The sequence below is a fragment of the Peribacillus sp. YIM B13482 genome (genome assembly GCF_042787975.1).
In the GTDB taxonomy this organism is placed as follows: domain Bacteria; phylum Bacillota; class Bacilli; order Bacillales; family DSM-1321; genus Peribacillus; species Peribacillus simplex_A.
Genome location: NZ_JBHZPF010000007.1, coordinates 1 through 14,693, shown reverse-complemented (window position 1 = coordinate 14,693; position 14,693 = coordinate 1). Strand labels below are relative to the sequence as shown.

Below are 14,693 nucleotides of genomic sequence, written 5' to 3'. Positions count from 1 at the left end.
AGAGCTATTTAACTTAATTTAACTGTTAAATACGAACGTTTTTTAATAAAAAAACATCTAATGTTCGATAAAATTAGACTATCACTTCTAAATTAGACATGTTAAAATGGAGTAGAATTTTCTAATTATTATTGGTAAGGCTTTTTCATGTCTTTTAGAAGGCATGTTGCACATAAATCTAAAAAGCGAATCACGCACAATTTGGGGAGGAATTACGGAATGAATCGTTTAGCAAAGCAAGATGAACAAGTGTTTAACGCAATTCAACTGGAATTAGGGCGTCAAAGAAGTAAGATTGAGCTTATTGCTTCTGAGAACTTCGTAAGTGAAGCTGTCATGGAAGCGCAAGGGTCGGTCTTAACTAATAAGTATGCAGAAGGATACCCTGGAAAACGTTACTATGGCGGATGTGAGTATGTTGACATCGTTGAAGATCTAGCACGTGAGCGTGCAAAAGAAATTTTCGGCGGGGAGTATGTAAACGTACAGCCTCACTCTGGAGCTCAAGCTAATATGGCCGTTTACTTTACAGTACTGCAAACTGGCGACACAGTGCTTGGGATGAACCTTTCTCATGGCGGCCACTTAACACATGGAAGTCCAGTTAACTTCAGTGGTGTTAACTACAATTTTGTTGAATATGGTGTAGACGAACAAGATCACCGTATTGATTACAATGATGTATTGGAGAAAGCCCGTCAGCATAAACCGAAATTGATCGTAGCTGGTGCAAGTGCATATCCACGTGAAATTGATTTCAAGCGATTCCGTGAAATTGCAGATGAAGTTGGAGCTTATTTAATGGTCGATATGGCGCATATCGCAGGTTTAGTTGCAGCAGGATTGCATCAAAGTCCAATTCCTTATGCAGACTTTGTAACGACAACTACTCACAAAACACTTCGCGGACCACGCGGAGGAATGATCATCTGTAAAGAAGAATTCGGTAAGAAAATTGATAAATCCATTTTCCCTGGTATTCAAGGTGGGCCATTGATGCATGTGATATCCGCTAAGGCTGTTGCATTCGGCGAAGCGCTTCAAGATGATTTTAAAGTGTATGCACAACAAATCATCGATAATGCTAAACGCTTGGGCGAAGGTTTGAAGAAAGAAGGATTCACCCTTGTTTCTGATGGAACGGACAATCACTTGATTCTTCTTGATGTACGCTCAACAGGATTAACAGGAAAAATCGCAGAACATGTTTTGGATGAAATCGGTATTACGGTTAACAAAAATGCGATTCCTTATGATCCGGAAAAACCATTCGTTACAAGTGGTATTCGTATTGGGACTGCTGCAGTGACATCGCGTGGCTTCGGGTTGGAAGACATGGATGAAATAGCTTCAATCATCGGACTTGTTTTGAAAAATAATGAAGACGAAGCTAAACTTGAAGAAGCAAAACAGCGCGTTGAATCATTAACGAGCAAATTTGAATTATATCCTTCAATGTAATATTGGAGCCGCTCCCTTTTAAAGGGAGCGGTTTTTTTGTAGGTTAAAGAAGGTGAGTATATTAGAATAGTGCGAATAGTAAAAAAGGTCTGACATCTAAACCTTTATTGAAGATTGAAACATTTTTCTGTAAAATAGGTTGAAGTGAATTTTAAAAGACACGAAAATTTTTCTATTCGATTAGGGAAATCATAAAAAAGCGCAAAATTAAGCGATGGAATTGGAGAGATGCTAAATGGGAAAAGTTTATGTTTTCGATCACCCGTTAATTCAACACAAATTAGCCTATATACGTGATATAAATACAGGAACAAAAGAATTCCGCGAACTAGTGGACGAAGTTGCATCATTGATGGCATTTGAAATTACAAGGGATATGCCATTGGAAGAGGTGGAAATCCAAACACCTGTAAGCACAGCGAAAGTGAAAATGCTTTCTGGTAAAAAAGTGGGGATCGTCCCGATTTTACGTGCAGGCATAGGGATGGTGGACGGAATCATTAAACTGATTCCAGCTGCAAAGGTCGGACATGTTGGACTTTACCGTGATCCTGAAACATTGAAACCAGTTGAATATTATGCAAAAATGCCAAGTGATTTGGCAGAAAGAGAATGCATTGTCGTTGACCCGATGTTAGCTACTGGCGGTTCAGCCATCGAAGCGATCCATTCCATTAAAAAGCGCGGTGCAGTCAATATTAAATTCATGTGTTTGATCGCAGCGCCAGAGGGTGTAGAAGCACTAAAAGAAGCCCATCCTGATGTTGATATTTATATTGCGGGACTTGACGAAAAACTGAATGAACATGGTTATATCGTTCCGGGTCTTGGAGATGCAGGAGATCGTTTATTCGGCACAAAATAAGAAAGAAACTGAGGTGTCACGAATGAATAAACCGATTAAGGTCATGACAATTTTCGGGACGAGACCAGAAGCTGTCAAAATGGCTCCCTTAGTACTCGAATTTCAAAAACACCCAGAATATTTCAAGCCGATCGTTGCTGTTACGGCCCAGCATCGCCAAATGTTAGATCAAGTTCTCGAATTATTTTCCATTCAGCCGGATTATGACTTGAACATAATGAAGGAAAGGCAAACGCTTGCTGACATTACAACAAGAGCATTAAATGGTCTGGATTCCGTAATGAAGGAAGCTAAACCCGATATTGTTCTTGTCCACGGTGATACAACCACAACGTTTGTCGCAAGTCTGGCTGCTTTTTATAATCAGATCGTCATTGGGCATGTAGAAGCGGGGCTGCGTACATGGAATAAGTATTCCCCTTATCCGGAAGAGATGAATCGGCAGCTTACCGGTACGATGGCGGATTTGCATTTTGCGCCGACTTCAAAAGCGGAGGAGAATCTGCTGAACGAAAACAAGAAAGACAATATCTTCGTGACGGGAAATACCGCAACAGATGCTTTAAAAACGACTGTGCGGTCCACATATTCCCATCCGGTTTTAAATGGACTTGGAGAAGACAGGCTCATTTTACTTACCGCCCATCGCAGAGAAAATCTAGGGGAACCCATGAGGAATATCTTTAGGGCCGTCAAGAGAATCATTGCTGAGCATGAGGACGTTCAAGTGGTTTATCCAGTCCATTTGAATCCTCTTGTTCAAGAATTAGCAAACGAAATTCTCGGGGACGATCCACGGGTTCATTTAATCGAGCCGCTGGATGTATTGGATTTCCATAACTTCGCTTCAAGAGCTTATCTGATTTTGACCGATTCTGGAGGAATCCAAGAAGAGGCACCGTCACTAGGTGTACCTGTTCTTGTTTTGAGGGATACGACTGAACGCCCAGAGGGAATTGCAGCTGGAACCTTAAGGTTGTCGGGTACTGATGAACAAACCATATTCAATATGGCACATGAATTGCTCACCAATCGAGGGGAACACGAAAAAATGTCCAAGGCTTCAAATCCATATGGGGATGGAAATGCTTCAGTCCGTATTGCTGAAGCCATCCGATACTATTTTAAGCAAATAAATATACCGCCAACTAGATTTGATTCATAAAAAAGGAAAAGCCACGTGGCTTTTCCTTTTTTATTTGCATACTCCAAGGTTGTTGAGAAAAGATAACTGCTAAGGGGGGTGCTTATGTTGGGAAAGAAAACGTTCATAGTGTTTGTTTTCGTTTTTATATGTATTTATTCAAATGAAAAGGGATTGGCGTCCGTCACTCTGCCGCCTTTACCAAAAATATCTGAAGCTAAGGAAGTAACGGTAGTTGTCACTTTGGATAGGGAACTTCAGCAAAAAAAGATCAATAAACTGATTGAAAAATATCCTTCCCTTCAATTGCGGAATGTTTATTCGGTTGCCCTGAATGGTTTTTCTTTACATGGGAAACTGAATGAAATAGAACAACTCAAAAAGGAGAATGAAATTCAGACTGTAACGGAAGTATCCATGTATCATGCCGTGTTGGATAAAAGTGTGCCATACATAGGAGGAGGCAGGGTGAGGGGGTTCTTCGATAAGGAGAATCATCGAATCACCGGGAAAGGGGTAAAAGTAGGAATTATCGATACTGGAATTGATTATACACACCCAGATTTAGACCGTGCTTACAAAGGAGGGAAGGATCTAGTTGATGGTGATGAGGACCCGATGGAAACCAAAAATCAAGGTGATCTGGATACATTACATGGAACTCATGTGGCAGGTATCATTGCGGCCAATGGAAAAATGAAAGGAGTCGCGCCAGAAGCGGAGATATATGCATATCGGGCTTTGGGACCAGGTGGTGCAGGAGATACAGAGCAAGTCTTGACTGCTATTGAGTCGGCCATGAAGGATAATGTGGATGTATTGAACCTCTCTCTGGGGAATAACGTCAATGGCCCTGATTTACCTATTTCTCTTGCTTTGAATAAGGTTGTGGAAAGCGGGATCGTTGCCGTGACATCAAACGGGAATTCCGGTCCGGCTGTTTGGACCGTCGGATCACCCGGAACAGCAGAAAAAGCGATTTCCGTTGGGGCATCGACTCCCCCCTTAAGGGTTCCATATATGGTTTACGGACTTGGCTCGAAAAAGTATCAATCTCACTTAACCTTGTTTCAAGGCTCCAAAAAGTGGAACCTGACATTTTCTGAGGATGTCATATATGGGGGATTGGGAAATGAAAGAGACCTGAAGCATGTTCAGGATAAGATTGTGTTGTTGGAGCGAGGCACACTTACTTTTCAGCAAAAAGTATCCAATGCGGAAAAGGCAGGTGCAAAAGGGGTAATTGTTTATAATAATACGAGCGGGACCTTTACTGGAACCTTGGAAAAAGAAATGAATATACCAGCTGCTTCTATTAATAGAAGAGATGGGTTGCAACTTAAGCAAGTTATGGAGCAAGATCACAGTAAAACCGTTCAATTTGTTTATAAGAATGAACAAGATAGGCTCGCTGATTTTAGCTCTAGGGGACCGGTAACCGTATCATGGGAAATAAAGCCTGACGTATTGGCACCAGGAGTGGAAATTGAAAGCACCATTCCTAAAGGATATATGTCCCTGGATGGAACAAGTATGTCCGCGCCGCATGTTGCAGGAGCATGCGCTTTAATCCTGCAAAAACACCCGGAATGGACTCCTGATCAAGTGAAATCTGCGTTGATGAGTACTTCCAAGCCATTGAGGAAATCTGGAAAACAATTGTATCATACATACGAACAGGGGGCTGGACGCATCCAGATCGACGAGGCTCTAAAAGCGGACACGCTCTTGAATCCAAGTTCATTGTCATTCGGGATGTATACAAAAAAAGATGGAATTGAAGAGCATCATGAAACGATAGTCATTGAAAATACCGGAAAGAACATAAGGAAGTACTCTTTTATGGTCCCATTAAAAGAAACGGGACTCACTTGGGAATTGCCGAAATCCCTTACTTTGAATCCAAAGGAAAAGAAAACGATTAAAGTGGGACTGCAGGTCAACCCAGCCAAGCTGAGAAAGGGAGTCTTTGATGGCTACCTTATTATAATGGAAGGAACCAAAAGAATATCCCTTCCTTATTTATATGTAAAAGAAGAACCTGATTATCCAAGGGTAATGGGTTTTGATTTTGGCCAAGGAGACCAGAAAGGCACATATCGATACGAAATGTACCTTCCACGGGGGGCTGATGAATTCGGGGTTGCCCTATATGAAGAAGATAGCTTGAAATTCGTGGGATATTTGGATTGGTCGAGACCGGCACCTTCTGGTTTGATCAAAAAAGAAGTGTTGAAAAAGAACTTGCCGCCTAAAGGAGTGTATAAAGCAATAATCTTTGCCAGGAAGGGCGGAAGGGAAGATCGGATAGAAAAGACGTTACTTATTGAGTGAACAAGGGACAATAAGTAAAATAAAACGCTTGTCAATAGTATAAAAAAGATAATTTGTGAACAATTCGTTAATAATTACAAACCTGTGACAAATTTCACTAACCACTCATTGACAATGATTCTTGCCTATTGTATGCTAACAAAGGATATAGAATGAGAGGGGTTTCATACGTAAATAACGTGTCAAAAAGAAGTTTATTATTGACTTTTTAATTGGACTTGTTACGGGAAACTTCACCTAGCTAACCACAGATTCTACAATATTTCTAGGGAGATTACATGACAAAATGCTAGAATTGGAAAAAATGTTCAATAGGCAACTAAAATACATGTTGTATTTAATGGGTATTTATGTACTTGGTGTGGGATTCACTCCATATGATTCAGTCTTCCAAGGATTATTGCTTGGTACTGCCTTCAGCCTATTTATATTCTGGTCAATGGTCAAAAAAAACAAAAAGTTCTCTCAAGAGGTTGCGGAAGGTAAGAAAACGCGCTCCCTTGGTAGTTTAACTAGAATGTCTGTAGCGGGTTTAGCTGCAATTATTGCATTGAGATATCCATATGAGTTTCAAGTGGTCTGTGTGGTTGTGGGATTAATGACAGTTTATTTTGTCATTATGATAGATTATTTTATGCAAAACATACGTAGGAAGTAAAGAAGAGAGGTGAATACTGTTGAATCATGAAGCTCCTATGTGGGAATTTATGGAGACTGGAATATATTTCAATTTGGCTAATGTGCTTATGATGACTATCGCAAGTCTCATTGTCTTCATAATTGCTGTTACAGCAACTCGTAAACTTGCGATGAAGCCAACAGGAATCCAAAACTTTATCGAATGGGTCATGGATTTTGTGAAAAACATCATAAACAGCAATATGGATTGGCGTACTGGTGGTCAGTTCCTAATGTTGGGAATGACATTAATTTTGTACGTATTTGTTTCAAATATGTTAGGATTGCCGTTCTCGATTGTAATAGGACATGAACTTTGGTGGAAATCACCTACATCTGATCCGGCAATAACTCTAACCTTGGCAGTTATGGTAATGGGATTAACTCATTATTATGGTATCAAGATGAGAGGTATGAAAAATTATGCCAAAACTTATGTCCAACCAATGGGTTTCTTGTTTCCGTTAAAGATTATTGAAGAGCTTTCCAATACGTTAACCCTTGGATTGCGGCTTTACGGAAATATTTATGCAGGTGAGTTACTTCTAACCTTACTGGCTGGTTTAGGAACAAGTAGCGCTTTAGGTGCAGTTACTGCTTTTATTCCAATGATGGCTTGGGAAGGATTTAGTGTCTTTGTTGGCTCGATTCAAGCATTTATTTTTACTATGTTAACGATGGTTTATCTTTCCCATAAAGTAAGTGACGACCATTAATTATAAAATTGTTCATTTCGAACATTATATTGATGAAAAAAATAAAACAACATTTCAAGGAGGAAATTTATCATGACAGGTTCTTTAGGTCTTATAGCTGCTGCTATCGCAGTTGGATTAGGTGCACTTGGTGCGGGTATTGGTAATGGTCTTATCGTTGGGCGTACAATTGAAGGAATGGCTCGTCAGCCAGAAGCTCGTGGTATGCTTCAAACTACAATGTTCGTCGGTATTGCGTTAGTTGAGGCACTACCAATCATCGCGGTAGTTATCGCGTTTATTGTTTTAGGTAAATAAGATAACTTGAAAAAGTTCAATAATGGCGAAGATGATCCAAGGAGACCCTTCGCCATTGCTCTGTGTTAAAGTGAACATTTATGGCACTGATAGTGTCAATTGAAAATACAGAACTTCAATAGTGAATCTCATGAAGGGAGTGAACCGAGCGTGTTAACAAGCAATTTTGTTCTTGGTCAAGCAACCCACTTTAATGGTGGGGATATCATATACCAGCTTTTAATCTTTATCATTTTGTTAGCGTTGCTTAAGAAGTTTGCATGGGGTCCGCTAATGGGCATCATGAAAGAACGTGAAGAGCATGTTGCAAATGAAATTGAAGCAGCTGAAGTTAGTAGAAAAGAAGCACTGAAGTATTTAGAAGAACAGCGTGAAATCGTAAAACAATCTCGTACTGAAGCGGGACAACTTATAGAGAATGCTAAGCAACAAGGCGAAGCACAACGTGAAGATATTATCAATCAAGCGCGTGCAGAGGCTGAACGTGTTAAAGAATCAGCAAAACGTGAAATCGTTCAAGAGAGAGAAAAAGCAGTTGCCGCCTTGCGTGAGCAAGTAGCTTCTTTATCTGTCATGATCGCATCTAAGGTGATTGAGAAAGAACTTTCATCAGCTGATCAAGAAAAACTAATAAACGAATATATTCAAGAGGCAGGAGAAGGTAAATGAGCGATATAACTGTAGCAGGACGTTATGCTGTAGCTCTTTTCCAAATTGCGAAAGAGCAAAATCTCATTAACCAACTTGAAGAAGAGCTTCGCATAGTGAATGAAGTTTTTACAAAAGATAAAGAGCTTTTAGGTTTTTTGGCTCATCCCAAAATGACAAGCGATGCAAAACGTGAAGTGTTGGCAAATGCATTTGCAGGTCTATCATCTTCCGTTCAAAACACTTTAATGTTAATGGTGGAGCGGCATCGTACAGATGAAGTGACTGCTATGGCACTAGAGTTCATTGAACTTGCGAATGAAGAAAACTCAGTTGCGGATGCGACTGTATATACAGTTAATCCTTTAACTGAAGCTGAAGCAAAAGCTGTGTCTTCAGCTTTCGCTGCAAAAATCGGCAAACGGAATTTACGCATTACTAATATTACGGATAGCAATATCATTGGCGGCATCAAACTTCAAATCGGTAACCGCATTTATGACGGTACGATTAGCGGTAAGTTAGATCGCCTTAGCAAACAACTATTAGGTTAATATTCACAGATAGGGGTGAAATTCATGAGCATCAAAGCTGAAGAAATCAGTGCGCTGATTAAAAAGCAGATTGAAAACTATCAGTCGGAAATTAAAGTAAGCGATGTAGGTACGGTTATCACTGTTGGTGATGGTATCGCACGCGTTCATGGTTTAGATAATGCAATGTCTGGGGAGCTCTTAGAATTTTCCAATGGTTCAATGGGATTAGCACAAAACCTTGAGCAAAATAACGTGGGTGTTGTTATTCTTGGACCATTCAGAGACATTCAAGAAGGCAGTGAAGTTCGCCGTACTGGCAGAATCATGGAAGTGCCAGTTGGAGAAGAATTAATCGGACGTGTCGTGAATCCGCTTGGACAACCATTAGATGGTCTTGGCCCGATCGCTACGACAAAAACTCGTCCAATCGAAAGCCCTGCAACAGGTGTAATGGACCGTAAATCTGTTCATGAACCTTTACAAACAGGTATTAAAGCAATCGATGCATTAGTTCCAATCGGTCGTGGGCAACGTGAGTTAATCATTGGTGACCGTCAAACTGGTAAAACATCAGTTGCGATCGATACAATCCTTAACCAAGCTGACCAAGATATGATCTGTATCTATGTTGCTATCGGTCAAAAAGAATCAACGGTTCGTGGAACAGTTGAAACACTACGTAAAAATGGTGCATTGGATTACACAATCGTTGTATCTGCATCAGCTTCTCAACCAGCACCACTTTTATACCTAGCTCCATATGCTGGTGTGACTATGGGTGAAGAGTTCATGTTCGCTGGCAAGCACGTTCTTGTGGTTTATGATGATCTTTCTAAACAAGCATCTGCATACCGTGAACTTTCCTTGCTACTTCGTCGTCCTCCAGGCCGTGAAGCATTCCCAGGGGATGTATTCTACTTGCACTCCCGTTTACTTGAGCGTGCAGCAAAATTGAATGACACTTTAGGTGCCGGTTCAATCACTGCGCTTCCATTTGTTGAAACACAAGCTGGAGACATCTCTGCTTACATTCCAACAAACGTTATTTCCATCACTGATGGACAAATCTTCTTGCAATCCGATTTGTTCTTCTCAGGTGTACGTCCTGCGATTAACGCTGGTCTTTCCGTATCACGTGTTGGTGGATCTGCACAAATTAAAGCGATGAAAAAAGTTGCTGGTACATTACGTCTTGACTTGGCTTCATACCGTGAATTGGAAGCATTCGCTCAATTCGGTTCTGATCTTGATGCTGCAACACAAGCAAAACTTAACCGTGGTGCTCGTACAGTTGAAGTACTTAAGCAAGATCTAAACAAACCGATCAAAGTTGAAAAACAAGTCATGATTTTCTATGCATTGACGAAAGGTCATTTAGATGATATTCCTGTATCGGATATCCTTCGTTTTGAAGAAGAATACTATGTGTTCCTAGATCGTTCTCATCCAGAATTATTAGATCACATTCGCACAACTAAAGGTCTTCCTGAAGACGCTGCTATCGTTGCTGCAATTAACGAATTCAAAAAGAACTTCGTTATTTCCGAATAATAAGGTCTAACTAATTTATAAAGGGTGGTGAGAATGAATGGCCTCTTTACGCGATATTAAGTCTCGGATTACTTCAACGAAAAAGACGAGTCAAATTACAAAAGCGATGCAGATGGTATCTGCTTCTAAAATGAACCGTGCAGAAGCTAATGCTAAAGCATATGTTCCATATATGGAAAAAATTCAAGAAGTGGTTTCTAGTATTGCGAACGGAAGCACGGATGCATCTCATCCAATGCTTACTTCACGTCCAGTTAAGAAAACCGGTTACTTGGTAATCACATCTGACCGTGGATTGGCTGGGGCTTACAATAGTAGTATCCTTCGCCACGTTCATAAAACTATTCTTGAACGCCATAAATCCAATGATGAGTTCGTCATTATCGCAATCGGAAGGGTTGGCCGTGATTTCTTTGTCAGCCGTAACATGCACGTAGAGCTTGAGGTAACTGGGATTCCTGATCAGCCGTCTTTCGCTGACATCAGCTCCCTTGCTAAATCTACAGTGAATTTATATCTGAATGAACTGTGTGATGAGCTTTATATGTACTATAACCATTATGTCAGTCCAATCCAGCAGGATGTAACGGAAAAGCAAGTCCTTCCGTTAGCTGACTTCAATACTTCCAATGCTACATTGACTTCTTATGAATTTGAACCGAATGCAGAAGAAATTCTTGAGGTATTATTACCTCAGTACGCAGAAAGTTTGATTTATGGTGCTTTGTTAGATGGTAAAGCAAGTGAGCACTCTGCACGTATGACTGCAATGAAAAATGCAACCGATAATGCAAAAGAATTGATCGATTCACTTTCATTACAATATAACCGTGCACGTCAGGCAGCTATTACTCAAGAAATTACAGAGATTGTCGGCGGTGCAGCAGCTTTAGAATAAAATCATTAAAGGGGACGGTCGGCCCGGACGAAGCTTGGCCGTTCCATAAACTCGATAGTCGTTATAAGCAACGTTAGGAGGGAAAACGATGAATATAGGACGCGTTACTCAAGTTATGGGTCCGGTTGTTGACGTGAAATTCGAAGACGGACAACTTCCTAAGATCTATAACGCGTTAAGAATCGAAAATACAGCGTCTGGTACAGGACTAACTCTTGAAGTAGCCCTTCAACTAGGTGATAATACAGTTCGTACTGTAGCAATGTCTTCCACTGATGGTTTAACCCGTGGTGCAGAGACTGTTGATACAGGAGCTCCAATTTCCGTTCCTGTAGGTGAAGTTACTCTAGGTCGTGTTTTCAACGTATTAGGGGAAAACATTGACTTATTTGAACCACTTACAGCAGAGGTGCGTCGTGATCCAATTCACAGACAAGCACCAACATTCGAAGAATTATCAACATCCGTTGAAATTCTTGAAACGGGTATTAAAGTAGTAGATTTACTTGCACCTTACATCAAAGGTGGTAAAATCGGTCTTTTCGGTGGTGCCGGTGTTGGTAAAACTGTACTTATCCAAGAACTTATTAATAACATCGCACAAGAGCACGGCGGTATCTCGGTATTCGCTGGTGTAGGTGAGCGTACTCGTGAAGGTAATGACCTATTCTACGAGATGACTGATTCTGGTGTTATTAAGAAAACAGCGATGGTATTCGGACAAATGAACGAGCCACCAGGCGCACGTATGCGTGTAGCTCTAAGCGGTTTGACAATGGCTGAATATTTCCGTGATGAACAAGGACAAGACGTTCTTTTCTTCATCGATAACATTTTCCGTTTCACACAAGCAGGTTCTGAGGTTTCTGCCCTACTAGGCCGTATGCCTTCAGCGGTAGGTTACCAACCAACACTTGCTACAGAAATGGGTCAATTACAAGAACGTATCACTTCAACTAATAAAGGTTCAGTTACATCCATTCAAGCGATCTATGTACCTGCCGATGACTATACGGATCCGGCTCCAGCTACAACTTTCGCTCACTTAGATGCAACAACAAACCTTGAGCGTAAACTTTCTGAGATGGGTATTTACCCTGCAGTTGATCCATTGGCGTCATCTTCTCGTGCTCTTAGCCCAGAAATCGTTGGAGCTGAGCACTATAAAGTGGCTCGTCAAGTGCAATCGACTTTACAGAAGTATAAAGAATTACAAGATATCATTGCCATCTTGGGTATGGACGAATTAAGCGAAGACGAAAAAGTAATCGTTGCCCGTGCTCGTAGAATTCAAAACTTCTTGTCACAAAACTTCCACGTGGCTGAACAATTCACTGGTCAAAAAGGATCTTATGTACCAGTTAAAGAAACAGTCCAAGGATTCAAAGATATCCTAGCTGGAAAATATGACGAACTTCCTGAAGATGCTTTCCGTCTAGTTGGCCGCATTGAAGAAGTTATTGCTAAAGCAAAAGAAATGGCTTAATTAAAGGGACCTAGGAGGGAATGAAATGAAGACCATTAAAGTCAATGTTGTTACTCCCGATGGCCCAGTATATGATGCAGAAGTTGAAATGGTAAGCACTAAAGCTAAAAGCGGTGAGCTGGGAATTATGGCTGGACACATTCCAACTGTAGCCCCACTTACCATTGGTGCTGTCCGTCTTAAAAATGGAAGCAACACAGACTATGTAGCTGTAAATGGTGGCTTCTTAGAAGTTCGCCCTGATGTGGTAACCATTTTAGCTCAATCTGCTGAAAGAGCTGAAACTATCGATCTTGCACGTGCTCAAGAAGCAAAAGCTCGTGCTGAACAAAGATTGCAGAACAATGATGGATCAAATGATGCCAAAAGAGCTGATTTAGCGCTTAAACGTGCCATCAACCGGATCCAAATTGCAGAAATGCGATAACTTTAAATGATGAAAACATCTGATTGAACCATTCGTGGTAAAATCAGGTGTTTTTTTATTTACCCAAATGTGGTTTTGAGGATTTTTGTCATTGAACGTCGTAATTAGGAAAAAACTGTTGATCATTCGACAAAAAAATCGAATTATAGAATATAGTTTTTTTACCATATTAATCCTTACGATCGTCGACATTAGATTGTCTTGATGATATAATGTATACGCTTACATCAATTGCTTCATACCCCTCCTTGTCACTTTGCTTCTAAAAGAATGTTACCCTGCATAATATTTAAAAATGGTATCCAACAAAAAAGAAGACAAGCAAATTTTTAATGCACATTTATCATGATTTATCCATAAAGGGAGATGAACATGGGACAGCTGCATATTTACCAAAATAACTATTTAATTGTATTTGTTTTTCTTTGTCTTGGGATTCTATTACCTGTAATCGCATTATTTCTTGGTAGACTGCTAAGACCTTATAAACCTACAGATATGAAGCATACGACTTATGAAAGTGGAATCGAGCCTTTTCATGATTCAAGGGTTCAATTCAATGTCAGGTATTATCTATTCGGATTGATGTTCGTCATATTTGACGTAGAAACGGTTTTTCTCTATCCATGGGCGGTTGCCTACGATGAACTCGGGCTGTTTGCGCTGATTGAAATGCTATTTTTTGTCCTTATCCTTATGCTAGGGCTAATCTACGCTTGGAAAAAGAAGGTGTTAAAGTGGAATTGAAGTTAGATGAACTTACCGCTAAAGAAATGGAAGAAATGCGTCACAGTATTTTTTTATCCACACTTGAACAAATAAAAGGCTGGGCTAGAAGTAACTCGCTCTGGCCAATGACTTTCGGTTTAGCTTGCTGTGCAATTGAAATGATGGGTGTAGGTTCCTCTCATTATGATTTGGACCGTTTTGGTTCATTTTTTCGGACATCACCGAGACAATCGGATGTCATGATTGTCTCAGGAACGGTAACGAAAAAAATGGCTCCAATAATAAGTAGATTATACGACCAAATGCCAGAACCGAAATGGGTCATTGCAATGGGATCCTGTGCAACTGCGGGAGGGCCCTATGTGAACTCATACTCTGTGGTCAAAGGAGTAGATCAAATTGTACCTGTTGATGTATATATACCGGGGTGTCCCCCAAACCCAGCTGCACTTATTTATGGAATCAATAAATTAAAAGAAAAAATCCGTTACGAGGCAAAAACCGGAAAGCGGGTGATATAGATGAGTGAGAAGGAAGACTTAGTGAAACAAAAGGCAGCGGCAGCGGCCAAGGCGAAGGCTGTAGCGTTAGCCAGAAAACAGGCGAAAGGGGAAGCGGCAGAAAAGCCGGAAGGCGAAACGGATATAGCGAAGCAAAAGGCGGCGGCAGCAGCCAAGGCGAAGGCTGCAGCATTGGCTCGGAAAAAGGCGAAAGCTGAAAGTGCAGAAAAGCCGGAGGGCGAAACGGATATAGCGAAGCAAAAGGCGGCGGCAGCGGCCAAGGCGAAGGCTGCAGCATTGGCTCGGAAAAAGGCGAAAGCTGAAAGTGCGGAAAAGCCGGAAGGCAAAACGGATATAGCGAAGCAAAAGGCGGCGGCAGCGGCCAAGGCGAAGGCTGCAGCATTGGCTCGGAAAAAGGCGAAA

The 14,693-nt window shown here is 40.9% G+C and carries 15 protein-coding genes and 1 pseudogene; all 16 read left to right on the top strand.

The window, feature by feature from the left end; translation table 11 throughout:
• The first annotated feature begins 219 nt into the window (after positions 1-219).
• Positions 220-1,461, top strand: coding sequence for a serine hydroxymethyltransferase (locus ACFX4L_RS05825; RefSeq protein ID WP_125159883.1), 1,242 nt, complete (start codon positions 220-222; stop codon positions 1,459-1,461).
• A gap of 235 nt (positions 1,462-1,696) precedes the next feature.
• Positions 1,697-2,326, top strand: a complete 630-nt coding sequence (gene upp / locus ACFX4L_RS05820) for a uracil phosphoribosyltransferase (protein ID WP_034315825.1) — start codon at positions 1,697-1,699, stop codon at positions 2,324-2,326.
• Positions 2,327-2,348: 22 nt separating this feature from the next.
• A complete protein-coding gene (wecB, locus tag ACFX4L_RS05815; protein ID WP_317777932.1) occupies positions 2,349-3,491 on the top strand; it encodes a non-hydrolyzing UDP-N-acetylglucosamine 2-epimerase in 1,143 nt (380 codons plus the stop codon).
• 84 nt (positions 3,492-3,575) lie between these two features.
• Positions 3,576-5,804 (top strand): S8 family serine peptidase, encoded by a 2,229-nt coding sequence (locus ACFX4L_RS05810; protein WP_377381021.1) that lies wholly within the window; start codon positions 3,576-3,578, stop codon positions 5,802-5,804.
• 286 nt (positions 5,805-6,090) lie between these two features.
• Positions 6,091-6,462 (top strand): ATP synthase subunit I, encoded by a 372-nt coding sequence (locus ACFX4L_RS05805; protein ID WP_061465708.1) that lies wholly within the window; start codon positions 6,091-6,093, stop codon positions 6,460-6,462.
• 19 nt (positions 6,463-6,481) lie between these two features.
• Positions 6,482-7,198: a F0F1 ATP synthase subunit A gene (gene atpB / locus ACFX4L_RS05800; RefSeq protein ID WP_061465706.1), complete on the top strand. Its 717-nt coding sequence runs from the start codon at positions 6,482-6,484 to the stop codon at positions 7,196-7,198.
• 72 nt (positions 7,199-7,270) lie between these two features.
• Entirely contained in the window at positions 7,271-7,495 is a 225-nt protein-coding gene (gene atpE / locus ACFX4L_RS05795) for a F0F1 ATP synthase subunit C (protein ID WP_061141280.1), read from the top strand.
• A 150-nt stretch (positions 7,496-7,645) separates the two neighbouring features.
• Positions 7,646-8,164 carry a F0F1 ATP synthase subunit B gene (gene atpF / locus ACFX4L_RS05790; protein WP_317777930.1) on the top strand — a complete coding sequence of 173 codons (519 nt, stop codon included), beginning with the start codon at positions 7,646-7,648 and terminating at the stop codon, positions 8,162-8,164.
• Positions 8,161-8,697 (top strand): F0F1 ATP synthase subunit delta, encoded by a 537-nt coding sequence (locus ACFX4L_RS05785; protein WP_377381017.1) that lies wholly within the window; start codon positions 8,161-8,163, stop codon positions 8,695-8,697. The genes atpF and ACFX4L_RS05785 overlap by 4 nt, the downstream gene beginning before the upstream one ends.
• A gap of 24 nt (positions 8,698-8,721) precedes the next feature.
• Positions 8,722-10,230 (top strand): F0F1 ATP synthase subunit alpha, encoded by a 1,509-nt coding sequence (gene atpA / locus ACFX4L_RS05780; RefSeq protein ID WP_061465699.1) that lies wholly within the window; start codon positions 8,722-8,724, stop codon positions 10,228-10,230.
• A 37-nt stretch (positions 10,231-10,267) separates the two neighbouring features.
• Positions 10,268-11,128, top strand: a complete 861-nt coding sequence (locus ACFX4L_RS05775; RefSeq protein ID WP_061465697.1) for a F0F1 ATP synthase subunit gamma — start codon at positions 10,268-10,270, stop codon at positions 11,126-11,128.
• A gap of 88 nt (positions 11,129-11,216) precedes the next feature.
• A complete protein-coding gene (gene atpD / locus ACFX4L_RS05770) occupies positions 11,217-12,614 on the top strand; it encodes a F0F1 ATP synthase subunit beta (protein WP_061465696.1) in 1,398 nt (465 codons plus the stop codon).
• Positions 12,615-12,639: 25 nt separating this feature from the next.
• Positions 12,640-13,041 (top strand): F0F1 ATP synthase subunit epsilon, encoded by a 402-nt coding sequence (locus tag ACFX4L_RS05765; protein WP_061465694.1) that lies wholly within the window; start codon positions 12,640-12,642, stop codon positions 13,039-13,041.
• 372 nt (positions 13,042-13,413) lie between these two features.
• On the top strand, positions 13,414-13,788 hold the full coding sequence (locus ACFX4L_RS05760) for an NADH-quinone oxidoreductase subunit A (RefSeq protein WP_061465692.1): 375 nt from the start codon (positions 13,414-13,416) through the stop codon (positions 13,786-13,788).
• A gap of 26 nt (positions 13,789-13,814) precedes the next feature.
• A complete protein-coding gene (locus ACFX4L_RS05755; protein WP_176431826.1) occupies positions 13,815-14,291 on the top strand; it encodes a NuoB/complex I 20 kDa subunit family protein in 477 nt (158 codons plus the stop codon).
• Positions 14,292-14,693, top strand: a pseudogene (locus ACFX4L_RS05750) (NADH-quinone oxidoreductase subunit C); the annotation flags it as partial. It lies immediately after the preceding gene.

What these genes read in the sequence shown, in the direction of transcription:
- ACFX4L_RS05825 (WP_125159883.1), top strand. Translation starts at nt 220, where the DNA reads ATGAATCGTTTAGCAAAGCAAGATGAACAAGTGTTTAACGCAATTCAA.
- upp (WP_034315825.1), top strand. Translation starts at nt 1,697, where the DNA reads ATGGGAAAAGTTTATGTTTTCGATCACCCGTTAATTCAACACAAATTA.
- wecB (WP_317777932.1), top strand. Translation starts at nt 2,349, where the DNA reads ATGAATAAACCGATTAAGGTCATGACAATTTTCGGGACGAGACCAGAA.
- ACFX4L_RS05810 (WP_377381021.1), top strand. Translation starts at nt 3,576, where the DNA reads ATGTTGGGAAAGAAAACGTTCATAGTGTTTGTTTTCGTTTTTATATGT.
- ACFX4L_RS05805 (WP_061465708.1), top strand. Translation starts at nt 6,091, where the DNA reads ATGCTAGAATTGGAAAAAATGTTCAATAGGCAACTAAAATACATGTTG.
- atpE (WP_061141280.1), top strand. Translation starts at nt 7,271, where the DNA reads ATGACAGGTTCTTTAGGTCTTATAGCTGCTGCTATCGCAGTTGGATTA.
- ACFX4L_RS05785 (WP_377381017.1), top strand. Translation starts at nt 8,161, where the DNA reads ATGAGCGATATAACTGTAGCAGGACGTTATGCTGTAGCTCTTTTCCAA.
- atpA (WP_061465699.1), top strand. Translation starts at nt 8,722, where the DNA reads ATGAGCATCAAAGCTGAAGAAATCAGTGCGCTGATTAAAAAGCAGATT.
- ACFX4L_RS05775 (WP_061465697.1), top strand. Translation starts at nt 10,268, where the DNA reads ATGGCCTCTTTACGCGATATTAAGTCTCGGATTACTTCAACGAAAAAG.
- atpD (WP_061465696.1), top strand. Translation starts at nt 11,217, where the DNA reads ATGAATATAGGACGCGTTACTCAAGTTATGGGTCCGGTTGTTGACGTG.
- ACFX4L_RS05765 (WP_061465694.1), top strand. Translation starts at nt 12,640, where the DNA reads ATGAAGACCATTAAAGTCAATGTTGTTACTCCCGATGGCCCAGTATAT.
- ACFX4L_RS05760 (WP_061465692.1), top strand. Translation starts at nt 13,414, where the DNA reads ATGGGACAGCTGCATATTTACCAAAATAACTATTTAATTGTATTTGTT.
- ACFX4L_RS05755 (WP_176431826.1), top strand. Translation starts at nt 13,815, where the DNA reads ATGGAAGAAATGCGTCACAGTATTTTTTTATCCACACTTGAACAAATA.